This is a genomic window from Bacillus sp. EKM208B (assembly GCF_011800725.1).
GTDB classification, from domain to species: domain Bacteria; phylum Bacillota; class Bacilli; order Bacillales; family Bacillaceae; genus Bacillus; species Bacillus velezensis.
In genome coordinates, this window is the sequence record NZ_JAANHO010000011.1 from 18,173 (window position 1) to 43,654 (window position 25,482).

Sequence of the window (25,482 nt, forward strand, 5' to 3'; positions counted from 1 at the left end):
CTGATTGACAAGCAAAATGGTTACAAATTATTTTTTAGCGCACGATTTCTTCAGATTCTCTTTTTAACACCTCTTCTAAATAAGCTAAAAGTTTCGGTCTCATTTCTTCCCGCAGAAGCCCGATCTCCGTGCCGGCCTTAAAACAGCCGAACTTATCTCCTATATCAAACCGGCTTCCTTCAAGCTCCCGCGCATAAATGCTTCGGGTGCGGCACACTTCGCGCAGCGCGTCTGTCAATTGGATTTCGTTGCCCGCGCCTCTTCCGATCGTCTTCAGCGTTTTAAAAATGGCAGGGGTTAATATGTAGCGGCCCATCACGGCAATATGAGAGGGCGCCTTTTCAACAGCCGGTTTCTCAATCAGATCCTCAACCTGGTACACATGACCGCTCTGCCGCCCCGTCTGTATAATACCATATTTGCTGACATCAGCAGGATCGACGGGCTGTACGCCGATCGTTTCTGTGCCGTGTTGGTTATAGACGTCTATGAGCTGTGAAAGAGCGGGAGTGTCAGATACCATAATATCATCACCTAATAGAACGGCAAAAGGCTCATCTCCGATAAAATGCTCCGCACACAGCACGGCATGGCCTAGTCCGAGCGGTTCTTTCTGACGGATGTAATGAATATTGGCCAAATCGGCGATCTGCTGCATCTCCTTCAGCGTCTCCGTCTTGCCTTTTTCCCGCAGATTGAATTCCAATTCCGCCGACCGGTCAAAATGATCTTCAATCGAGCGTTTGTTTCTCCCTGTAATAATCAGTATATCTTCAATTCCTGACGCTGCGGCCTCTTCGACAATATATTGGATGGCCGGTTTGTCGACAATCGGCAGCATTTCTTTCGGCTGCGCCTTTGTCGCCGGCAGAAATCTCGTTCCTAAACCTGCTGCGGGAATGACCGCTTTTCTCACTTTTTTTCTCATTATCCTCACTCCTGATCCTGTATGTTTTTCAGCGAATCTCCAAATACCCAGATTCGGTTTCCGATAAAATTCATCATCATTCCGCCGATAGTGGCGGCTAACTTACTCACCAATAGCGAACAGCCGCCTTTTTGAAACGCGTAAAGCAGCAAAAAGGTGATTCCCGACGCGGCAAGATTAATCATGAGAAATCGCATGATCTCTTTCCCGTCAGCCTTGCGTTTTACACGAAACGTCCACTTCCGGTTCCATACATAGCTGTTGATGATCCCTGCCGAATAGGAGCAGATCTGCGCCGGAAGATAGGGGACATGACAAGCGGCGAGAAGAAAGAAGACACCAAAATCAATCAGCGTATTGCCGACGCCTACAGTGCAAAAACGGCCTGCTGTCTTTACTTTTTCTTTCAGCATAACGGCATCCGGCTTTGACCTCCCTTCATAAGTAAGATGCGGATCGCTGTCCTATTTGTTGATATGGATTACTTTAACGGACAGTGTTGAATAAACAATTACTAAAATATGAACAAAACATGAAAACGTAATGAGGCTTTGCAAAACTCATTAAGTTAACAGTTTGATAGTTTAGGTTGACATATTCCGTGAGGGGCACTAATATTCTGTATAAGTGTTAACCTTTAATTATTTTGGTTAACATTAATTTTCAAAGTAAGAGAAAGGAGGGGAATATATGCGGGAAGAAACCTATTACAGCGTCAGAATGAGAGCTTCCCGAAACGCCCCCCATGAGCAGGGCGGAAAACACATTTCCGGCGGAGAACGGCTCATCACTTACGGCGGTTTACAGGAAGCGGTAGATGGTTTATTACATAAAGGCTTCTCGCACTCAAGAGGGATACCTGATTTTATGCAGATTCAGCTTGAAAGCGTTAATGAACCGATCGAAACGATCCGCCCTTTGACGGTTGCTTTCCATCAAACAGACACGCCGGAAAAAGGACAAGCAATCGCCCGCAAGCTTCTGCAAAAGGCGGGAATTCCCCCGCACATGATAGAGAAAGCGTACGAAAACATTGCGGAATATGCAGACGCAAGAGGAGCGGTCCTGTTTGATATCCGGGCAGGAAAACGCATTGACGGCAGAGGAAATAGAGGTGTGCGGGTATCCCGAGTGGATTGGCCGTCACATGATTTTCAAAAATGGGCTTTTACTCACAACATGCCGGAAAATTCACGAATAAAAGAAGCACATGCCATCGCGGCAAAAGTTTGCGCATATCCGGGGATTATTGCTGAATTGTGCTGGTCGGATGATCCTGATTACATAACAGGCTACGTTGCCGCAAAGAAGCTGGGATATCAGCGGATTGCCAAGATGAAAAATGCCGGAGATGAAAGCGGCTGCCGGATTTTCTTTACAGATGGCTCCATAGATACAGAGAGCTGTATCCATTTTTTGGAGAAGCAGCCTGTATTCATTCAGCGGGAGGAGAAATGATGAAACAATCAATGATTGAAAAAAGCAAACAGCATCTTTGGCTGCCTTTCACACAAATGAAAGATTACGATGAAGATCCGTTAATCATTGAAAGCGGAAACGGGATCATGCTGAAAGACATCAGCGGCAAAGAATATTATGACGGCTTTTCTTCAGTATGGCTCAATGTACACGGCCACCGCAAAAAAGAAATGGATGAAGCGATTCAAAAACAGCTTGAAAAAATCGCTCATTCGACTTTGCTGGGTATGACAAACGTTCCCGCAACAGAACTTGCCGAGATGCTGACAGGCATCACACCGGAAAAGCTGACACGCGTTTTTTACTCCGACAGCGGAGCGGAAGCAATGGAAATCGCTCTGAAAATGGCCTTTCAATACTGGAAAAACATAGGGAGACCCGAGAAACAGACGTTTATTTCTATGCAGAACGGCTATCACGGCGATACGATCGGAGCCGTCAGCGTCGGCTCCATTGAACTCTTCCACCATGTGTACGGCCCGCTGATGTTTGAAAGCTACAAAGCCCCGATTCCGTATGTATACAGATCTGAAAGCGGCGACCCCGTACAGTGCCGGGATGAATGCCTTCACGCGCTCGAACAGCTGCTTGCAAAGCACCACGAAGAGATTGCCGCACTTACGATTGAATCGATGGTGCAAGGCGCATCCGGGATGATCGTCATGCCTGAAGGCTTTCTGGCAGGCGTACGAAAGCTGTGTACGGCATATGATGTGTTAATGATCGTTGACGAAGTGGCGACGGGGTTCGGCCGCACCGGAAAAATGTTTGCCTGTGAGCATGAAAATGTCCAGCCGGACTTGATGGCGGCAGGGAAAGGCATTACGGGAGGCTATTTGCCGATCGCTGTGACGTTTGCCACAGAAGCCATTTATGAAGCCTTCTACGATGACTACGACAAAATGAAAACATTTTTCCACGGCCATTCCTATACAGGAAATCAGCTTGGCTGTGCCGCGGCAATTGAAAATCTGCGTTTATTCGAATCAGAGCGCATCGTTGAACAAGTCGCCGAAAAATCAAAAACGGCAGCGAAATTTCTTCATGATCTGAAGCAGCTTCCTCATGTCGGCGATGTCCGCCAGCTCGGTTTTATGTGCGGCATAGAGCTTGTGCAGGATAAGGGGACAAAACAGCCTTATCCGCCTGAAAAGCGGATGGGATACAAGGTGTCCTTGAAAATGAGAGAGCTTGGTATGCTGACACGGCCGCTCGGAGACGTCATCGCCTTTCTGCCGCCGCTTGCCAGCACAACCGATCAGTTACAAGCCATGATCTCCATTATGAAAGAAGCGATAGCCGAGGTGACCGGCCGTGGATTTTGACGGATGGCTCCTCAAAAGGCTCGACGCGGTGAAAAGAGACGGGCTGTATCGGACGCTGCGAACACAGGAAATCGCTCTCAAAACCAAGGGGCAAAAGCGGCAGACCTGGGCGTCCAATGACTATTTAGGCCTGTCAAAAGATGAGCGGCTGATCACAGCCGCGCAAACAGCGCTGAGCCGGTTCGGAGCGGGAAGCGGCGGCTCACGGTTAACGACAGGAAATACTGTGTGGCACGAAAAACTTGAACAAACAATCGCGGACTTTAAACAGACGGAAGCGGCTTTATTGTTTTCAAGCGGTTACTTGGCAAATATCGGCGTGCTTGCCTCACTGCCTCAAAAAGGCGATGTCATTTTAAGCGATCAACTGAACCATGCGAGCATTGTTGACGGCTGCCGTTTATCAAAAGCGGAAACCATCGTTTACCGCCATATTGATATGGCTGATCTTGAGAAAAAACTTGCCTCCGTCCAGGCTCGGAACCGCCGCTTTATCGTCACAGACGGCGTCTTCAGCATGGACGGCACCATCGCGCCTCTTGACCGCATAATGGCGCTTGCAAAGCAGTACCAGGCATTTGTGATAGCAGATGACGCGCATGCAACCGGTGTACTCGGGGAAAACGGCGGGGGAACCAGTGACTATTTCGGTGTTTGTCCTGATGTTGTCATCGGCACATTAAGCAAAGCTGTAGGAACGGAAGGCGGTTTTGCCGCGGGATCAAACATTTTCATTGATTTTTTGCTGAATCAGGCGCGGACGTTTATTTTTCAGACGGCCCTCCCGCCGTCAATTTGTGCGGCTTCGCATACGGCATTTGACATCATATCAGATATGCACGATACGCGCCGTGAGCTGCAGACGTCTGTCAAAACAATAAAAACGCGTCTGGCCGATATCGGCTTTACCGTAAGAGGCGGAGATACACCGATTATCCCCGTCATCATCGGTGATGCAAAAACAGCGGTTTCAGCCGCTGCGCTGCTGGAGAAAAAGGGAATCTGCGCCCCGGCCATCCGCCCGCCCGCCGTTCCGGAAGGCGAAAGCAGAATCAGGCTGACCGTTACGGCGGATCGCAGCTTACAGGACATAGACGAGCTGACAGAAGCATTTGATTCCATTAGAAAAGAGCTGAATATAAACAAATGAGAAGTTTTTTTGTCACAGGAACAGATACCGGCGTCGGAAAAACCATCGTTTCTTGTGGACTTGCCGCGGCATTCCGGCAGAAACAGGCGGATATCGGAGTGTTTAAGCCGTTTTTAAGCGGCGTGCCGCGGACTCATCCGGAAAGTGACACCTCGCTGTTGAAAGACATGTCACAAACCGCACTGTCTCATGAAGAAATTACGCCATTTGAATGGAAAGAGCCGCTTGCGCCGTACACGGCCGCCATGCTTGAGGGGAAATCCGTGAGCATGGATGAAGTCATGGCCCACTGGAGTAAGATCAAAAATCGTCATGAGTGTTTCATCGTCGAGGGGGCAGGCGGCATTTCCGTCCCGCTTGGTGAAAATTACTTAGTCAGTGATCTGATAAAAGCCTTGGAATTGCCGGCAGTGATTGTCACCAGGCCTGATCTCGGAACCATCAACCACACATATTTAACCGTTGAATATGCGAAAAACATGGGGATAGAGGTTCTCGGCATTATTATCAACGGCGTAAAGAGCCGGCCGGGGCTGGACGAAAAGACAAACCCGAGCATGATTGAAACATTATGCAAAGTTCCGATTTTGGGAATCACACCGAAGCTGGATCACGTTTCACCGGAAAACATTCAACACATGATTGAGAAACATATAGATGTTTCCTCTTTCATGAATCTGACACAAATGGGGAGATAAACATGAATCAATGGATGGATCTTGCAGAGAGAGTGCTGGACGGGGCGGAAGTAACGAATCAAGAAGCGCTGGCCATTTTAAATTGTCCTGATGAGGATCTTTTATTGCTGATGCATGCCGCTTTTCATATCAGAAAACGATTTTACGGAAAAAAAGTAAAGCTGAATATGATTATGAATGCAAAATCAGGCCTGTGTCCGGAAAATTGCGGGTACTGTTCACAATCTTCAATATCAAAAGCGCCGATCGAGTCTTATCGGATGGTGGATAAGCATATATTGCTGAAGGGGGCAAAACGCGCCCACGACCTGAATATAGGGACATACTGCATCGTCGCCAGCGGGCGGGGACCGTCGAACAGAGAAGTAGATCAAGTTGTTGATGCTGTTAAAGAAATTAAAGAAACGTACGGTTTAAAAATCTGCGCATGCCTCGGTCTGCTGAAGCCGGAACAGGCAGAGCGGCTGAAACAGGCAGGAGTAGACCGGTACAATCATAACATCAATACATCACAAAGGAATCACTCAAACATTACGACCTCCCACACGTATGACGACAGGGTCAACACAGTGGAAACGGCGAAACAATCGGGGATGTCACCTTGTTCTGGTGTCATCGTCGGCATGAAAGAGACGAAACAGGACGTCATTGATATGGCGAACAGCTTAAAAGCGCTTGACGCCGACAGCATCCCGGTTAATTTTCTGCATGCGATTGACGGAACTCCGTTAGAAGGGGTAAGCGAATTACATCCGGTGTATTGCCTGAAAGTGCTCGCCTTATTCCGTTTTATCAATCCGTCAAAAGAAATCCGTATCTCAGGAGGCCGGGAAGTCAACCTTCGTTCGCTGCAGCCGCTGGGACTTTATGCCGCAAATTCGATTTTCGTCGGAGATTACTTAACGACAGCAGGGCAGCAAGAAACAGAGGATCATCAAATGCTCCATGATTTAGGTTTTGAAGTCGAATCCGTTGAAGAAATGAAAGCCGGCCTGCAATCCGCCTGCAATACGGAGGTATAAGATGACGGCGGGCCTATCGATTGCACATCCGTCTCTCCATGCGGATTCGGATTTTTGGAATGACCCTTACCCGTTTTATGACAAACTGCGATCCATTGATCCTGTTTATAAAGGGACCGTATTAAAATATCCGGGCTGGTATGTCACCGGGTACAAAGAGGCGGCAGCGATTCTGAAAGACACCCGATTTAAAAACCGCATTCCTCTTCCGGAAGCTTCAACGAAATATCAAAATCTATCGCATATCCAGCACGATATGTTGTTATTTAAAAATCAATCAGACCATAAGCGGATGCGGATGCTTATCGGTAAAGAATTTACCGCAAAGACGGCGGAATCACTTCGCCCTTGTATAAAAGAAACGGTTCATGACTTGTTGGATCAAGTCCAAATCAAAAAAAACGCTGACCTTGTTTCAGAGTTTGCCTTTCCATTGGCAAGCCTTATCATTGCGGAGATACTCGGAGTGCCGAAAGAGGAGAGATATCAATTCAGACAATGGACGGCAGACGTCATTCAGGCCATTGATCTTACCCGGTCAAGAAAGACGTTAGTCAGAGCCAGCGACACCGCAGGCAGGCTGACGTCATACTTCAGAGATTTGATTCACAAGCGGAAAGCTCACCCTCAGCAAGACTTGATCAGCAGGTTTATTATGGAGGAACAGCTTTCAAAAGAGGAAGTGCTCGCGACATGTATCTTACTTGTCATAGCCGGACACGAGACGACGGTAAACCTCATGTGCAACGGTGTGTTTACTTTATTGAAACACCCTGAACAGCTTAGCGCACTGAGAGAAAACCCCTCGCTTATTGAAACTGCAGTTGAGGAATGTTTGCGCTACGACAGCCCCGCGCAGCTGACGGCACGCACCGCTTCAGAAGACTGTGAAATAAATGGGAAGACCATAAAAAAAGGAGAGCAGGTATATATCCTTTTAGGAGCAGCCAATCGCGATCCAAGCATATTCGATCAACCTCACAAAATGGATATCCAAAGAAGGCCGAATCCGCATCTTGCATTCGGAAAGAACGCCCATTTTTGCATAGGCTCCTCATTAGCGCGTATCGAAGCACAAATTGCAATTCTCACACTGTTTGAGCGGATGCCTAAGCTTCGGCTGGCCGCACACCGCCTTGAATACCGCAAGCTCATTGGTTTTAGGTCGCTCAAAGAGCTTCCGGTTGTCATTGGCTGAATGACCATGCAGGAGGGCCGGATTTTATCGGTTCCTCTTGCAGGAAATAAATGAAAGAAAAAAGAATACATATTTATAAAGCAAAAATCCTCTCTGATCCATCTCACTATCCCTAAAAAACTCACTGCTCAGCCAATCAATATAATGCAGCAAGGGTCTCCTTTTCTTTTGCCCTAACGGAGAATTCACCATGATGCACATTTTTTCAGCCTCAGAAACTGTGCAAAACCGGCATGTTTATTGCTTTATTTTCTCGATTTTTTGTAAGCGCTTACTAATATGAGCAGAAAAGAGGGGGATTTGTGGACATTGTTATTATTTTATTGGCATTAGGCATGCTGATGTTTGCGGCTTACCGGGGCTTTTCAGTCATTTTATTCGCCCCGATTTGCGCGCTGTTTGCTGTGCTCCTGACAGATCCAAGCTTCGTACTTCCTTTCTTCTCGAATATATTTATGGAGAAGATGGTAGGATTTATTAAGCTGTATTTTCCCGTATTTCTTTTAGGGGCCGTTTTTGGCAAGGTTGTTGAAATATCCGGCCTCGCCGAGTCGATTGCAAAAACAATCGTCAAGCTTGTGGGAGCAAAAAGAGCCATTCTCGCCATCGTCTTAATGGGTGCGATTTTAACGTACAGCGGCGTCAGTCTCTTCGTAGCGGTGTTTGCCATTTATCCGTTTGCTAAAAACCTATTTATGAAAGCTGATATTCCCAAGCGTCTGATACCCGGTACGATTGCATTGGGCGCCTTTACATTTACAATGGATGCGCTTCCCGGCACACCGCAAATTCAAAATGTCATTCCGACAGCATTTTTTAAAACAAACATTTATGCCGCTCCCTGGCTCGGACTGATTGGTGCAGCATTTGTGCTTACGGCCGGAATGATTTATTTAGAATCCCGGCGCAAAAAAGCGGCCAATGCCGGAGAAGGCTATGCTGGATTTCAATCTGAAGTTTCCGCTGCAGAGGAATCCTCAGGTCTGGCTAATGAAAAACATACGCCTGTTTTACCTCGGGAGGCAGAATCCAGCCCCGCGCGGCAAGTGCTCGCCTTTGTTCCGCTTATCCTTGTGGGAGTCATGAACAAATGCTTCACGATGTGGCTCCCGCATTGGTACCCTGACGGATTTGATTTTGCGCCGCTCGGTTTAGAAGCGTTCGGGAAGATTGACCTTTCCTCTGTCACTGCGATCTGGTCAGTAGAACTCGCACTGTTCATCGGAATCATGACAACGATTTTGTTCGATTGGAAAAAAGTCCTCTTCAATTTGAAAGAAGGACTGAATGAGGGCATCGGGGGCGCCTTGCTGGCGTCGATGAATACAGGAGCCGAATACGGATTTGGCGGCATCATTGCGGCGCTTCCCGGCTTTAAAATGGTCAGCAGCGGCATATCGCAGACGTTTACTGATCCGCTCGTCAACGGAGCGGTGACGACCACTGCGCTTGCCGGGATTACAGGATCGGCATCAGGAGGAATGGGCATCGCTTTAAGCACGATGTCAGCAGCGTATACAGAAGCAATCAATACATTCCACATCCCGCCGGAGGTCATGCACCGGGTAATTTCGATGGCCTCCGGCGGGATGGACACTCTTCCGCATAATGGCGCCGTCATTACGCTGCTCGCGGTCACCGGGTTGACCCACCGCCAATCTTACAGGGATATCTTTGCCATTACCGTCATTAAAACAGCCGCTGTGTTTGTCATCATCGCCATTTACAGTCTGACGGGCCTTGTGTAGCCAAAACAGAAAGGGGAAACGAATATGGGAAAAGGAAAAGTGATGGACTCTTATCAAGATGCTGCTGCACTGATCAAGGACGGAGACACCCTCATCGCAGGAGGCTTCGGCCTGTGCGGCATTCCGGAACAATTAATTCTCGCGATCAGGGACAGCGGCGTAAAAAACTTGACCGTTGTCAGTAATAACTGCGGTGTTGATGATTGGGGGTTAGGCCTCTTGCTTGCAAACCGGCAGATCAAAAAAATGGTCGCATCCTATGTGGGAGAAAACAAAACCTTTGAACGGCAGTTTTTAAGCGGAGAGCTGGAAGTCGAATTGGTGCCCCAAGGAACGCTCGCAGAAAGAATTCGCGCGGGAGGGGCGGGCATTCCGGCGTTTTATACACCTGCAGGCGTCGGAACATCAGTAGCCGAGGGAAAAGAACATAAGACATTTGACGGACGCACCTATCTTCTGGAGAAAGGGATTACAGGGAACGCCGCCATCGTAAAGGCCTGGAAAGCCGATCCTCTGGGCAACCTGATGTTCAGAAAGACGGCGAGAAATTTCAATCCGCTCGCTGCAATGGCAGGCAAAGTGACGATTGCAGAGGCTGAAGAAATCGTCGATGCCGGAGAGCTTGATCCGGATCAAATTCATACGCCGGGTATTTTTGTGCAGCACGTGCTGCCCGGCGGGATTCATGAAAAACGGATTGAACGCCGCACCGTCCGGCAAGCATGATAAAGGAGGCTGACAGAATGAGAGATAGCAGAAAACGAATGATCAAACGGGCTGTAAAGGAAATAAAGGACGGAATGAATGTGAACTTGGGGATAGGGATGCCGACGCTTGTAGCCAATGAGATACCGAATGATTATAACGTCCTGCTTCAGTCTGAAAACGGCTTGCTCGGGATCGGGCCTTATCCGGCGGAAGGAACGGAGGACCCCGATCTGATCAATGCGGGAAAAGAAACCATTACTGAGGTAAAGGGAGCCTCGTATTTTGACAGTGCCGAATCCTTTGCCATGATTCGCGGCGGCCACATTGATGTAGCGATCCTCGGCGGGATGGAAGTTTCCGAACGGGGAGATTTGGCGAACTGGATGATCCCCGGCAAAATGATCAAAGGAATGGGCGGCGCCATGGACTTGGTCCACGGAGCAAAACGGATTATTGTCATCATGGAGCACGTTAATAAATATGGGGAATCTAAAGTGAGAACAGAATGTACGCTTCCTTTAACCGGCAGGCAGGTGGTCGATCGGCTGATCACAGATTTGGCTGTATTCGATTTTCTTGATGGCCGTATGACGCTCACCGAACTGCAGGAAGGTGTAACAATGGAGGAGGTCTTTGAGAAAACAGAAGGTCATTTTACTGTCAGCCAGTCGTTAAAAAACGGGGTCAGACCAAAATGAGGAGGTGCCGTCATGCATTCATTGCTTATTGAAAAAACAGCCGTTGTAACAGGAGCAGCCGGAGGAATCGGGCTTGAAATCGCAAAAGAATTCGCCCGTGAAGGAGCAGCCGTCATCATCTCTGATGTAAACGAACAAGCGGGGAAAGAAGCGGCGGCAAGACTGAAAGATGAAGGCTGTGAAGCAGTCAGCATCACATGCGATGTAACAAATGAAAAACAAGTGGCCGACATGCTGCAGACGGTCGAGAAACAATTCGGACGTCTCGATATCCTTGTGAATAATGCGGGCATTCAGCATGTCGCGCCCATCGAGGAATTTCCCACCGAACAGTTTGAACGGCTCATTCGTCTCATGCTGACTGCGCCATTTATCGCAATGAAGCATGCATTCCCCATTATGAAAAAACAGCAATTCGGTCGAATCATTAATATGGCGTCTGTCAACGGACTGATCGGTTTTCACGGGAAAGCGGCATATAACAGCGCCAAGCACGGCGTCATCGGTTTAACGAAAGTCGGCGCACTTGAAGGCGCGGCTGACGGCATTACCGTCAATGCGCTTTGTCCGGGATATGTGGACACTCAGCTTGTCCGCAATCAGTTAAAGGACATTTCCGCAACAAGGAATGTACCGTACGAACGGGTGCTTGAGGACGTGATCTTTCCGCTCGTTCCCCAAAAACGGCTGCTGTCAGTGAAGGAAATCGCTGATTACGCCGTATTTTTGGCCAGCGACAAAGCAAAAGGGGTCACAGGTCAGGCCGTAGTCATGGACGGCGGGTATACCGCTCAATAGTTCTTATACTTTTTAAAAAAACAGCCGCTCTGAACGGCTGTTTTTTTATGCCTGAAAACCTTGTTCACTCAATAGGCCGATTTACTGCGTCAATCGGTATCCGGGCTGGGTCATTCACATGTTCTCCGGCGTATTTCGCCCTTGCAGATTTTCCCCATCCAGATCCATCTCTTGCGCCACATTTATAATCAAGCGCAATCAGTTTACAATCCTTCACAGATATACAAATGAATTTTTACAATAAACAGAAAATATGTAATTTCTGACACAATTATGCCGATAGCCCTAAAACATATGAAACATAAAGAGCGCGTTCTAAGTGAAGAAGAGCCGGTAACAGGCTCCACGCCGGCTTTCATCATCTCTCTTTAAGACTGATTTTCGGTGAAACCTCCATGTTTTATTTTATGAATAAATATATCTAATTCGTTTGTAAAATCGAACAATAACTCCTCCGAAAGTATTCTATACACATTTGTTATAATCATGCTAGGATGTTAGATAAAGGGATATTTTGTAGGATATTGTATTCCCTGTTCAATATGATCGGAGGAATCTCATGAACAATCTTGCCTTTTTATTTCCTGGACAAGGGTCTCAATTTGTAGGAATGGGCAAACAATTTTGGAATGATTTTGTGCTCGCAAAGAGATTGTTTGAAGAAGCGAGCGATGCGATCTCCTTGGATGTAAAAAAACTGTGTTTTAACGGAGATATGAATGAATTGACAAAGACAATGAACGCGCAGCCCGCTATTTTAACGGTCAGTGTTATTGCTTTTCAAGTGTATATGCAGGAAATAGGGGTGAAGCCCCGCTTCCTGGCAGGCCATAGCTTAGGCGAATATTCAGCGCTTGTCTGTGCCGGCGCCCTTTCTTTTCAGGATGCCGTTACACTTGTAAGGGAGCGGGGAATTCTTATGCAAAATGCGGATCCCAAGCAGCAGGGGGCGATGGCCGCCGTGACTCACCTCTCTCTTCAAACGTTGCAGGAAATATGTTCGAAAGTGTCGACGGAAGACTTTCCGGCAGGAGTAGCCTGCATGAATTCAGAACAGCAGCATGTGATTTCCGGACACCGGCAAGCTGTGGAACGTGTCATCAAGATGGCGGAGGAAAAGGGTGCGGCATACACTTATTTGAATGTCAGTGCGCCTTTTCACAGTTCGATGATACGATCCGCCTCCGAACAATTCCAGACTGTATTACACCGGTATTCCTTCCGGGATGCCGCATGGCCGATCATTTCAAATGTCACCGCGCGCCCTTACAGCAGCGGAAATTCGATCAGCGAACACCTCAAGCAGCACATGATGATGCCGGTAAGATGGACAGAATCGATGCATTATTTGCTTTTACACGGAGTGACGGAAGTCATCGAAATGGGTCCGAACAATGTCTTAGCCGGGCTGCTGAGAAAAACAACGAATCACATTGTACCTTATCCCTTAGGACAGACATCTGATGTTCCCCCGCTTTCCAATTCAGCGGAAAGAAAGAAACATATTGTCCATTTACGCAAAAAACAACTGAATAAATTGATGATTCAATCCGTCATTGCGCGAAATTACAACAAGGATTCAGCGGCTTATTCCAATATGACGACGCCATTATTTACGCAAATCCAAGAGCTGAAAGAGAGAATGAAAAGGCATGAAGACGTGCTTTCAGAACAAGAACTCGAACATTCGATCCATTTATGCAAATTAATTTGTGAAGCTAAACAGCTTCCGGCTTGGGAAGAATTGCGGATTTTAAAATAAAGCGCCCAGGAGGGGACCTATGTATACCAGTCAATTCCAAACCTTAGTAGATGTCATTCGGGAAAGAAGCAATATCTCTGATCGCGGGATCCGTTTTATCGAATCCGATAAAAACGAGACGGTTGTCTCTTATCGCCAATTGTTTGAAGAGGCGCAAGGGTATCTTGGCTATTTACAGCATCTCGGCATTAAGCCGAAGCAGGAAATTGTATTTCAAATCCAAGAAAACAAATCATTTGTCGTTGCTTTTTGGGCCTGTATATTAGGAGGAATGATCCCGGTGCCGGTCAGTATCGGAGAAGATGATGACCATAAGCTGAAGGTCTGGCGCATTTGGAATATATTAAATCATCCGTTTCTGATTGCCTCTGAAAAAGTATTGGACAAAATAAAGAAATACGCTGCAGAACACGATTTACAGGATTTCCATCATCAATTAAACGAAAAATCTGACGTCATTCAAGATCAAACCTACGATTACCCCGCTTCGTTTTATGAACCTGATGCGGATGAACTCGCCTTTATCCAATTTTCTTCCGGATCGACAGGAGATCCAAAAGGAGTCATGTTAACGCATCACAACTTAATACATAACACGTGCGCCATTGGGAATGCCCTACACGTTCATTCGAAAGACTCTTTCTTATCATGGATGCCTTTAACGCATGATATGGGGCTCATCGCCTGCCACCTTGTTCCCTTCATAACCGGAATCAATCAAAATCTAATGCCTACAGAGTTATTTATTCGCAGACCTATTCTTTGGATGAAAAAAGCTCATGAACATAAAGCCAGTATTCTATCATCTCCTAATTTCGGGTACAACTACTTCCTTAAATTTCTGAAAAACGAACCAGACTGGGATTTATCCCACATCAAGGTCATCGCAAACGGTGCAGAACCGATATTGCCGGAGCTGTGTGACGAATTTTTGAAAAGATGCGCAGCATTCAATCTGAAAAGATCCGCCATTTTGAATGTTTACGGTTTAGCGGAAGCTTCGGTTGGCGCAGCGTTCTCTAAAATAGGTAAAGAATTCGTTCCCGTTTATTTGCATCGTGACTATTTAAATCTTGGTGAAAGAGCTGTAAAAGTCAGCAAAGAGGACCAACATTGCGCTTCATTCGTCGAGGTGGGACAACCTATTGACTATTGTCAGCTTCGGATCTCCGATGAAACAAATGAAAGAGTAGAAGACGGAATCATCGGCCATATCCAGATCAAAGGAGACAATGTGACGCAAGGGTATTACAACAACCCCGAGAGTACGGAAAAAGCGCTGACTTCTGACGGCTGGGTAAAAACGGGAGACCTCGGATTCATTAGTGAAAGTGGTAACTTAGTCGTAACCGGAAGAGAAAAGGACATTATTTTCGTGAACGGAAAAAATATCTACCCGCACGATATTGAACGGGTCGCGATTGAAATGGAAGAGGTTGACTTAGGAAGGGTTGCCGCCTGCGGTGTATATGATCAAAAGACACAAAGCGGAGAAATCGTGCTCTTTGTTGTTTACAAAAAATCACCTGAAAAATTTGCACCGCTTGTCAAAGAGATAAAAAAACATTTGTACAAGCGGGGCGGCTGGAGCATAAAAGAAGTCCTTCCGATCCGAAAACTCCCTAAAACAACCAGCGGAAAGGTTAAACGCTACGAACTTGCCAGACAGTATGAGGCAGGGAATTTTTCAACAGAGTCCGCCGCCATCAATGAATGTTTGGAGAGCAGCACGGAAACATCCGGACAGACACCCATTCATGAGATAGAAACGGAATTGCTGTCTATCTTTTCCGAAGTGCTCGATGGAAAAAAGGTTCACCTCGCTGACAGTTATTTTGATATGGGAGCAAATTCATTACAGTTATCGCAGATTGCCGAGCGCATAGAACAGAAATTCGGACGCGAGCTTTCCGTTTCAGATCTCTTTACGTATCCTTCTATCACTGATTTAGCGGTATATCTGTCTGAAAGCCGTGCTGAAATCAAGCAGGAGGCGGCAGCGAAACCAAGCCATGTGACACCGAAAGATATCGCCATTATCGGGATGTCGCTCAATGTCCCGGGAGCGTCAACGAAAAGTGATTTTTGGAATCTGCTTGAAAAAGGTGAGCACAGCATTCGAGAATACCCCGAATCCCGGCTGAAAGATGCGGCGGATTATTTAAAGTCCATCCAAAGCGAGTTCAATGAGAATCAGTTTGTGAAGGGCGGCTATTTAGATGAAATCGACCGCTTTGACTATTCGTTCTTCGGTTTAGCTCCTAAAGCGGCTCAGTTTATGGACCCTAACCAAAGACTGTTTTTGCAGTCTGCATGGCATGCGATTGAAGATGCGGGCTATGCCGGCGGCAGCATGAACGGGAGCCGTGTCGGGGTATATGCAGGGTACTCAAAGGTGGGCTACGATTATGAACGTCTCCTTTCTGCGAATTACCCGGAGGAACTTCATCAATATATCGTGGGCAATCTCCCTTCCGTGCTAGCCAGCCGAATCGCTTATTTCTTAAATTTAAAAGGGCCGGCGGTCACAGTGGATACGGCATGCTCCTCATCGCTTGCCGCCGTTCATATGGCATGTAAATCTTTAATGTCCGGCGATTGTGAAATGGCTCTTGCCGGCGGTATCCGGACATCGCTCTTGCCGATCTGTATCGGACTTGATATGGAATCTTCGGACGGGTACACGAAAACGTTCAGCAAAGATTCAGACGGCACGGGCACAGGTGAAGGCGCGGCCGCAGTCCTGCTAAAACCTTTGCAGGATGCTGTTCGCGACGGAGACCATATTTACGGCGTAATCAAGGGAAGCGCGATGAATCAAGACGGAACAACCGCCGGGATTACAGCACCGAATCCGGCAGCTCAGACTGAGGTCATTGAGACGGCTTGGAAAGACGCGGGCATTGCTCCTGAAACACTATCTTTCATCGAAGCGCATGGCACCGGAACGAAGCTCGGCGATCCGGTTGAATTTAACGGGCTTTGTAAAGCGTTTGAAAAGTATACGGCAAAAAAACAATTTTGTGCGATTGGTTCTGTTAAATCGAACATCGGTCATTTGTTTGAAGCGGCAGGCATCGTCGGGCTGATCAAATCTGTCCTCATGCTGAATCACAAGAAAAATCCGCCGTTAGCGCACTTTAATGAACCTAATCCGCTCATTCATTTTCACTCATCACCATTTTATGTGAATCAGGAAGTTTCGGAGTTCACATCGGGTGATGAGCCGCTGCGAGGCGGAGTCAGCTCATTTGGCTTTAGCGGAACGAACGCTCACGTGGTACTGGAAGAATATATTTCTCAAAGTGAGTATGCGCCCGAGGATGAACATGGGCCGCACCTATTTGTTTTATCCGCTCATACTGAAAAATCACTCTATGAACTCGCACAGCAGTACCGGCAATATGTATCGGATGACAGCCAAGCTTCATTAAAGTCCATTTGCTATACAGCAAGTACGGGCAGGGCTCATTTGGATCATGGCATTGCCATGATTGTATCCGGTAAGCAAGAATTATCGGATAAGCTGACCCGCCTGATTCAGGGAGACAGAAACCTTCCCGGTGTATACATCGGTTACAAGAATATGAAGGAAATGCTGCCTGCTCATAAAGAAGAGCTGAATCAACAAGCAGCCGCTCTGAATAAGCAGCGTTTACGTACGCAAGATGAACGGATCACATGGCTGAATCGCGCAGCCGAATTATTTGTGCAAGGAGCCGTTATCGATTGGCGCGCGCTTTATTCCGGTGAAACTGTACAAAAGACGCCATTGCCCCTGTATCCGTTTGAACGGAGCCGATGCTGGGCTGAAGCTGACCAATTGCGCTTAAACGAGGGCGAAAAGAGAGGAGAAGCGGCATTGAATATCAATCAATCGAAGGCGCATATTGAATCCTTCCTGAAAACTGTAATCAGCAATGCTTCAGGGATCAGGGGAGAGGAACTCGATCTGAATGCTCATTTTATCGGGCTCGGAATGGATTCTATCATGCTGTCACAGGTCAAAAAAGCCATCGCGGACGAATTTGGGGTAGATATCCCGATGGATCGTTTTTTTGATACGTTGACCAACCTTCAAAGTATCATAGATTACTTGGCTGATACCGTTCCATCGTCCTTTGCAGCCGCTCCGCCTCAAGAGAATGTTCCGGCGCAGGAAATACAGGTCATTTCAGAAGCGCAGCCTGAATCAGATCGCAGAGAAGGTCATCAAGAACATATGCTCGAAAAAATCATCGCTTCTCAGAATCAATTAATTCAGGATACCTTGCAAGCTCAATTAAATAGCTTTAATTTGTTGAGAAACAGCGGACATCATTCCGGTGAGAAAGAATACGCTAAAGCGCAAGAGAAATCAATTCCTTCTGTCAAGCAGGGGCCTCCGACCGTCACTGCAGAACAGAAAGCGGCTCAAGAAGCGAAACCCTATGTTCCTTTCCAGCCTCAGAACCTGAATGATCAGGGACACTATACCGCACAGCAAAAACAATACTTAGAAGATTTCATCAAGAAATACGCAGATAAAACGAAAGGTTCCAAACAATATACGGACAATACCCGATTTGCTCATGCAAACAACCGCAATTTGTCCAGCTTCCGTTCGTATTGGAAGGAAATCGTATACCCGATTATCGCCGAACGTTCTGACGGTTCTAAAATGTGGGATATTGACGGAAATGAATATATCGATATCACCATGGGATTCGGGGTTAACCTTTTCGGGCATCATCCTTCCTTTATTACACAGGTTATCGATGATTCAACCCGTTCATCATTGCCTCCGCTCGGCCCGATGTCAGATGTCGCCGGTGAAGTTGCCGACCGGATCCGCACATGTACCGGAGTGGAAAGGGTCGCTTTCTATAATTCCGGAACAGAGGCTGTCATGGTTGCCCTGCGTTTGGCGCGGGCGGCGACAGGAAGAAAGAAAGTCGTGGCGTTCTCAGGATCTTATCACGGCACGTTTGACGGCGTATTAGGGGTTGCCGGCACAAAAGGCGGGGCTGCGTCTGCGAATCCGCTGGCTCCGGGTATACTGCAGAGCTTTATGGATGATTTGATTATTTTACATTACAACAATCCCGATTCGCTGGATGTGATCCGCAGTCTTGGTGATGAATTGGCAGCCGTACTGGTGGAACCGGTACAAAGCCGCAGACCGGATTTGCAGCCGCGGGCATTTTTGAAAGAATTGCGGGCGATCACGCAGCAATCCGGAACAGCTCTGATTATGGATGAAATTATTACCGGATTTCGGATCGGTCTTGGCGGCGCACAGGAATGGTTCGGCATTCAGGCAGATTTAGTGACCTACGGAAAAATCATCGGCGGCGGACAGCCGTTAGGGGTAGTTGCCGGAAAAGCTGAGTTCATGAATGCGATCGACGGGGGTACCTGGCAGTATGGGGACGATTCCTACCCGCAAGACGAGGCGAAACGCACGTTTGTGGCCGGCACCTTCAATACTCACCCGCTTACCATGAGGATGTCATTAGCCGTCCTTCGCCATTTGCAAACCGAGGGAGAACATCTGTATGAGCAGCTTAATCAACAAACAGCCTACCTGGTCGATGAGCTGAATCGTTGCTTCGAACAAGCGCAAGTGCCTATCCGCATGGTTCGATTCGGTTCTTTATTCCGGTTTGTCTCATCGCTTGATAATGACTTGTTCTTTTACCACCTAAACTATAAAGGGGTCTATGTGTGGGAAGGACGCAACTGCTTCTTGTCTGCCGCGCATACCGCGGATGATATCGAAAATATTATTCAAGCGGTGAAAGACACGGTGGAGGATCTTCGCCGAGGCGGATTTATTCCGGAAGGTCCGGATTCCCCTGATGGCGGAGGCCGTAAAAAGTCCGGGACGCGCGAGCTTTCACCTGAACAAAAGCAGTTGGTTATGGCATCCCATTACGGGAATGAAGCTTCCGCCGCTTTAAACCAGTCCATTATGCTGAAAGTGAAGGGCGAACTGCAGTATACACCATTAAAACAAGCCGTCCGGCATATCGTTGACCGTCATGAAGCTTTACGTACGGTGATTCATCCCGATGACGAGGTACAGCAAGTGCAGGAACGGATGAATATAGAAATACCTGTCATTGATTTTACCGGTCACCCGCATGAACATCGGGAGCCGGAAATCCAAAAATGGCTGACAGAAGATGCCAAGCGGCCGTTTCATTTCCATGAACAAAAGCCTTTGTTTAGAATCCATGTGCTTACATCGGCTCACAATGAACATCTGATTGTGCTCACGTTCCATCATATCATTGCCGATGGATGGTCAATCGCCGTTTTTGTTCAAGAACTGGAGAGCAACTACACGGCAATAGTACAAGGAAAACCGATTTCACCGAAAGAGGCAGATGTTTCGTTTCGCCAATACTTAGACTGGCAGCAGGCACAGATTGACAGCGGCCATTATGAAGAAGGGGTCCGTTATTGGCGGCGTCATTTCTCTGAACCGATACAGCAGCCAATTCTGCCAAGCACAGCTTCTGTCCGTTATCCGAACGGGTATGAGGGAGACCGGTGTACCGTCAGGCTTGGACGGCCATTGAGCGAGGCTTTAAGGTCATTAAGCATTCAGATGAAAAATAGCGTATTTGTGACGATGCTGGGCGCATTTCATCTTTTTCTGCACCGGCTTACCAAACAGTCAGGCCTTGTGATCGGGATCCCCGCAGCAGGTCAATCGCATATGAAACAGCATGCTCTGATTGGAAATTGCGTCAATATGATTCCGGTGAAGAACACGTCTTCTTCAGAAAGCACTTTATCCGGTTATCTTGGCAATATGAAAGAAAGCGTGAATCTTGCAATGCGGCACCAAGCCGTCCCGATGACATTGGTGGCCAGAGAGCTTCCGCACGATCAAGTGCCGGATATGCGTATTATCTTTAATTTAGACAGGCCTTTTCGAAAGCTGCATTTCGGAAAGGCGGAGGCGGAGCCCGTTGCATACCCGGTAAAATGCACCCTGTACGATTTATTTCTTAACATAACTGACGCGCATCAAGAATATGTTCTTGATTTCGATTTTAATACGAACGTCATCAGTCCGGAAATCATGAAAAAGTGGGGAGCGGGTTTTGCAAAATTGCTGCAAAAAATGGTTGAGGGAGATTCAATCCCTCTTGACGCCATGATGATGTTTTCCGATGAAGAACAGCAAGATTTACAAGCACTTTACGCCGAACACCAGAAGCGGGTCTCTTCAATAGCAAGCAATACGGCAAATTTTACTGAAGTCTATGAGGCGCCGGTAAATGAAACGGAGCGGCAGCTGGCGCGGATTTGGGAGGAACTTTTCGGCCTTGAACGGGTCGGCAGATCAGACCGCTTCCTGGCTCTGGGGGGAAACTCACTCCAGGCGACGCTTATGCTTTCCAAAGTTCAGAAGACATTTCATCAAAAGGTTTCCATCGGACAATTTTTCAATCACCAGACTGTTAAGGAATTAGCACGTTTCATTCAGAACGAAACGAAAGTCGTACACCTCCCGATGAAGGCTGCCGAGAAAAAAGCGTATTACCCGACATCGCCGGCACAGCAAAGAGTATATTTCCTGCACCAACTGGAACCGGATCAGCTGGCGCAAAATATGTTCGGCCACATATCAATAACAGGGAAGTACGATGAGCAAGCCCTGATCTCATCTCTTCAACAAGTGATGCAGCGGCACGAAGCGTTTCGCACGTATTTCGACATTATAGATGGCGATATCGTTCAGAAACTTGAAAACGAAGTTGATTTTAACGTTCATGTCCGGACAATGAGCCGGGATGAATTTGATGCCTATTCAGACCGGTTTGTAAAACCGTTCCGCCTGGACCAAGCTCCGTTAGTTCGTGCGGAGCTGATCAAGATTGAAAACGAGCAAGCCGAACTGCTCATCGATATGCATCATATCATTTCGGACGGTTATTCCGTCAACATCCTTACAAATGAATTGCTGGCTTTATATCATCAGAAACCATTACCGGACATTGAATTTGAATATAAAGATTTCGCAGAATGGCAAAACCAACGGCTGAATGACGATGCCATGAAGCGGCAGGAGACATATTGGCTGGAACAATTTCAAGACGAAATTCCCATCCTCGACCTGCCGACAGACGGTTCAATAGCGGCAGAACGGTCTTCTGAGGGACAGCGTGTGACATGCTCCTTACAGCCGGATGTCATCCGATCGCTTCAAGACTTGGCACAAAAGGCGGAAACCACTCTCTATACGGTGCTTCTGGCCGCCTATAATGTGCTGCTTCATAAATATACGGGACAAGAAGACATTGTCGTTGGCACGCCTGCTTCAGGAAGAAATCATCCGGATATCGAAAAGATCATCGGTATTTTCATACAAACCATTGGAATCCGGACGAAGCCGCACGCCAATAGAACGTTTACGGATTATCTGGAAGAAGTAAAGCGGCAGACGCTTGACGCTTTCGAAAACCAAGACTATCCATTCGACCGGCTTGTGGAGAAATTAAATGTGCAGCGGGAAACAACCGGAAAGTCTCTGTTTAACACGATGTTTGTGTTTCAAAACATTGAATTTCATGAAATCCGGCACAATGAATGTACATTTAAAGTGAAAGAACGAAATCCAGGGGTCTCTTTATATGATTTGATGCTTACGATCGAAGATGCCGGTCAACAGATAGAGATGCATTTTGATTATAAACCGGGACGATTCACAAAAGACACCATTGAACAGATCACCAGACACTATACCGCCATTTTAAACAGTCTTGCTGAGCAGCCGGAGATGACATTGTCTTCCGTTCCTATGCTGTCTGAAACCGAACGGCATCAACTGCTGACGGAGTGTAATGGCACAAAGACGCCGTATCCGCATAAGGAAACGGTATATCGGTGGTTTGAAATGCAGGCGGAACAGAGTCCCGATCATGAAGCCGTTATTTTTGGCAATGAGCGGTATACGTACAGACAGCTCAATGAACGGGCGAACCGATTGGCGCGGACGTTACGGACAAAAGGCGTACAAGCGGATCAATTCGTTGCCATCATCTGCCCGCATCGGATCGAGCTGATTGTCGGAATTTTGGCTGTTCTGAAAGCCGGCGGCGCATACGTGCCCATTGATCCTGAATATCCGGAAGATCGGATTCAATATATGCTGAGAGATTCAAGGGCGGAGGTTGTGTTGACACAGCGCAGCCTGCTGGATCAATTACCGTATGATGGTGACATTGTGCTTTTGGATGAGGAAAACTCATACCATGGGGATCACTCGAATCTTGAACCGGACAGCGATGCGCATGATTTGGCCTACATGATCTATACGTCAGGTTCCACGGGAAATCCAAAAGGTGTACTCATTGAGCATCAGGGACTGGCTGATTATATTTGGTGGGCGAAAGAGGTTTATGTAAGAGGTGAGAAAACCAACTTCCCATTATACTCTTCCATCTCTTTCGATCTGACTGTGACCTCGATATTTACACCGCTGGTTACGGGAAATACCATCATTGTCTTTGACGGCGAAGACAAAAGCGCTGTGCTTTCTGAGATTATGCGGGACTCAAGAATAGACATGATCAAATTGACCCCGGCACACCTGCACGTCATCAAAGAGATGAATATCGCTGGCGGCACCGCAATACGGAAAATGATTGTCGGCGGAGAAAATTTAAGCACCCGTCTGGCCAAAAGTGTCAGCGAGCAGTTTAAAGGCCGGCTGGACATTTTCAATGAATACGGACCGACGGAAGCTGTCGTCGGATGTATGATTTATCACTTCGACGCAGAACGGGACAAGCGGGAATTTGTACCGATCGGCACTCCGGCTGCCAACACGGATATTTATGTGGCCGATGCAAGCAGAAACCTGGTTCCGTTCGGGGTAATCGGCGAAATATATATCAGCGGACCGGGTGTTGCCAGAGGGTATTGGAACCGCCCGGATTTAACGGCAGAGAAATTTGTTGAAAACCCGTATGTCCCGGGAGCGAAGATGTACAAATCAGGGGATTTGGCTAAGCGATTGAAGGACGGAAATCTTGTATATATTGGGCGCGTTGATGAACAAGTCAAAATCAGGGGACACCGAATCGAGCTTGGTGAAATTGAAGCAGCAATGCATAACGCGGAAGCGGTGCAAAAAGCCGCGGTTACAGTGAAAGAAGAAGAAGACGGCTTAAAACAATTATGCGCGTATTACGTAAGCGACAAGCCTATAGCGGCTGCGCAGCTTAGGGAACAATTGTCATCGCAGCTTCCGGACTACATGGTTCCGTCCTATTTTGTCCATCTGGAGCATATGCCGTTAACATCCAACGGGAAAATAAACCGTAAGGCACTGCCTGCACCAGAAGCGAGTCTGCAGCAGACAGCTGAATATGTTCCGCCGGGTAATGAGACGGAGTCCAAACTGACAGATTTATGGAAGGAAGTGCTCGGAATAAGCCATGCGGGGATCAAACATAATTTCTTTGATCTCGGAGGCAACTCCATCCGAGCGGCTGCCTTAGCCGCCAGAATTCACAAAGAGCTGGATGTGAATCTGTCTCTCAAAGACATATTCAAGTTTCCTACCATTGAACAATTGGCTGACAAGGCGTTACACATGGACAAAAATCGATATGTACCGATTCCGGCTGCAAAGGAAATGCCATATTATCCGGTTTCTTCAGCTCAGAGGCGGATGTATTTGTTAAGTCACACAGAAGGCGGCGAGCTGACTTACAATATGACGGGTGCCATGAATGTAGAAGGGACGATCGATCCCGAACGGTTAAACGCCGCTTTCCGAAAATTAATCGCGCGTCATGAAGCGTTGCGGACCAGCTTTGATTTATATGAAGGCGAGCCGGCACAGCGTATTCATCAGAACGTCGACTTTACGATAGAACGAATTCAAGCAAGCGAAGAAGAAGCGGAAGACCGTGTGTTTGATTTCATCAAAGCGTTTGACTTAGCCAAACCGCCGCTGATGCGGGCCGGACTGATTGAAATTGAACCTGCGCGGCACGTGCTTGTGGTTGATATGCATCATATCATTTCTGACGGCGTGTCCGTCAATATTCTGATGAAAGATTTAAGCCGAATCTACGAGGGGAACGAACCGGACCCGCTCTCTATTCAATATAAAGACTTTGCAGTTTGGCAGCAATCGGACATTCAGAAACGGAACATCAAGAGCCAGGAAGCGTATTGGCTGGATCAGTTTCACGGTGATATTCCTGTACTGGATATGCCTGCGGATTATGAGCGGCCTGCCATACGCGATTACGAAGGCGAATCATTTGAATTTCTTATACCCGAACACTTGAAACAGCGTTTAAGCCAAATGGAAGAAGACACAGGAGCAACACTGTATATGATTTTATTGGCAGCCTATACGATTCTTTTATCCAAATACAGCGGACAAGAAGATATTATCGTAGGAACGCCATCTGCCGGGCGGACTCATTTGGATGTAGAGCCGGTCGTGGGAATGTTCGTCAATACGTTAGTCATTCGCAATCACCCGGCGGGCCGTAAAACATTTGATGCCTACTTAAACGAAGTAAAAGAAAACATGCTGAACGCCTATAAAAATCAAGACTATCCATTGGAAGAATTAATTCAGCATCTGCATCTTCCAAAAGATTCAAGCCGTAATCCTTTATTCGATACGATGTTTGTGCTGCAAAATCTTGATCATGCTGAATTGACTTTCGATTCCCTTCAACTCAAGCCGTATCCATTTCATCATCCGGTTGCCAAATTCGATTTGACCTTGTCGATTCAGGCGGACCGCGACAACTATCACGGACTGTTTGAATATTCGAAAAAACTGTTTAAGAAAAGCAGAATCGAGGTTTTATCAAACGACTACTTACACATCCTATCGGCGATTTTGGAACAGCCTAGCATTCTAATCGAACATATCGGATTGAGCGGCAGCAATGAGGAAGAAGAGAACGCGCTTGATTCTATTCAATTGAACTTTTAG

At 47.3% G+C, this 25,482-nt stretch carries 14 protein-coding genes; 12 read left to right on the top strand and 2 right to left on the bottom strand.

What is annotated here, in order from left to right; translation table 11 throughout:
- Positions 1–34 precede the first annotated feature (34 nt).
- On the bottom strand, positions 35–928 hold the full coding sequence (gene galU, locus G9F75_RS17060; RefSeq protein WP_053285118.1) for a UTP--glucose-1-phosphate uridylyltransferase GalU: 894 nt from the start codon (positions 926–928) through the stop codon (positions 35–37).
- Positions 929–933: 5 nt separating this feature from the next.
- Entirely contained in the window at positions 934–1,341 is a 408-nt protein-coding gene (locus G9F75_RS17065) for a GtrA family protein (RefSeq protein ID WP_017417912.1), read from the bottom strand.
- A 277-nt stretch (positions 1,342–1,618) separates the two neighbouring features.
- Here G9F75_RS17065 and G9F75_RS17070 point away from each other — a divergent pair, with 277 nt between their 5' ends.
- From G9F75_RS17070 to bamA, 12 genes are all read left to right on the top strand, one after another.
- Positions 1,619–2,386 carry a 6-carboxyhexanoate--CoA ligase gene (locus tag G9F75_RS17070; protein ID WP_095060163.1) on the top strand — a complete coding sequence of 256 codons (768 nt, stop codon included), beginning with the start codon at positions 1,619–1,621 and terminating at the stop codon, positions 2,384–2,386.
- On the top strand, positions 2,386–3,732 hold the full coding sequence (gene bioA, locus G9F75_RS17075; RefSeq protein ID WP_012117687.1) for an adenosylmethionine--8-amino-7-oxononanoate transaminase: 1,347 nt from the start codon (positions 2,386–2,388) through the stop codon (positions 3,730–3,732). Before G9F75_RS17070 ends, bioA begins: the two co-directional genes overlap by 1 nt.
- Positions 3,722–4,882 (top strand): 8-amino-7-oxononanoate synthase, encoded by a 1,161-nt coding sequence (bioF, locus tag G9F75_RS17080; RefSeq protein WP_128496661.1) that lies wholly within the window; start codon positions 3,722–3,724, stop codon positions 4,880–4,882. Before bioA ends, bioF begins: the two co-directional genes overlap by 11 nt.
- Positions 4,879–5,580 carry a dethiobiotin synthase gene (gene bioD / locus G9F75_RS17085; protein ID WP_022553264.1) on the top strand — a complete coding sequence of 234 codons (702 nt, stop codon included), beginning with the start codon at positions 4,879–4,881 and terminating at the stop codon, positions 5,578–5,580. Before bioF ends, bioD begins: the two co-directional genes overlap by 4 nt.
- 2 nt (positions 5,581–5,582) lie before the next feature.
- On the top strand, positions 5,583–6,602 hold the full coding sequence (gene bioB, locus G9F75_RS17090; RefSeq protein ID WP_007410132.1) for a biotin synthase BioB: 1,020 nt from the start codon (positions 5,583–5,585) through the stop codon (positions 6,600–6,602).
- 1 nt (position 6,603) lies between these two features.
- Positions 6,604–7,800, top strand: coding sequence for a cytochrome P450 (locus G9F75_RS17095; RefSeq protein ID WP_021493388.1), 1,197 nt, complete (start codon positions 6,604–6,606; stop codon positions 7,798–7,800).
- A gap of 302 nt (positions 7,801–8,102) precedes the next feature.
- Positions 8,103–9,548 (top strand): GntP family permease, encoded by a 1,446-nt coding sequence (locus G9F75_RS17100; RefSeq protein ID WP_021493389.1) that lies wholly within the window; start codon positions 8,103–8,105, stop codon positions 9,546–9,548.
- A gap of 24 nt (positions 9,549–9,572) precedes the next feature.
- A complete protein-coding gene (locus G9F75_RS17105) occupies positions 9,573–10,274 on the top strand; it encodes a CoA transferase subunit A (protein ID WP_014418052.1) in 702 nt (233 codons plus the stop codon).
- A 17-nt stretch (positions 10,275–10,291) separates the two neighbouring features.
- Entirely contained in the window at positions 10,292–10,954 is a 663-nt protein-coding gene (locus G9F75_RS17110; protein ID WP_014418051.1) for a CoA transferase subunit B, read from the top strand.
- 12 nt (positions 10,955–10,966) lie between these two features.
- Complete coding sequence (locus G9F75_RS17115; protein WP_014418050.1) at positions 10,967–11,752, top strand: 3-hydroxybutyrate dehydrogenase; 786 nt, start codon at positions 10,967–10,969, stop codon at positions 11,750–11,752.
- Positions 11,753–12,311: 559 nt separating this feature from the next.
- Entirely contained in the window at positions 12,312–13,514 is a 1,203-nt protein-coding gene (gene bamD, locus G9F75_RS17120; RefSeq protein WP_014418049.1) for a bacillomycin D biosynthesis malonyl-CoA transacylase BamD, read from the top strand.
- 19 nt (positions 13,515–13,533) lie between these two features.
- Positions 13,534–25,482 carry a bacillomycin D hybrid PKS/NRPS BamA gene (gene bamA / locus G9F75_RS17125; RefSeq protein WP_103526841.1) on the top strand — a complete coding sequence of 3,983 codons (11,949 nt, stop codon included), beginning with the start codon at positions 13,534–13,536 and terminating at the stop codon, positions 25,480–25,482.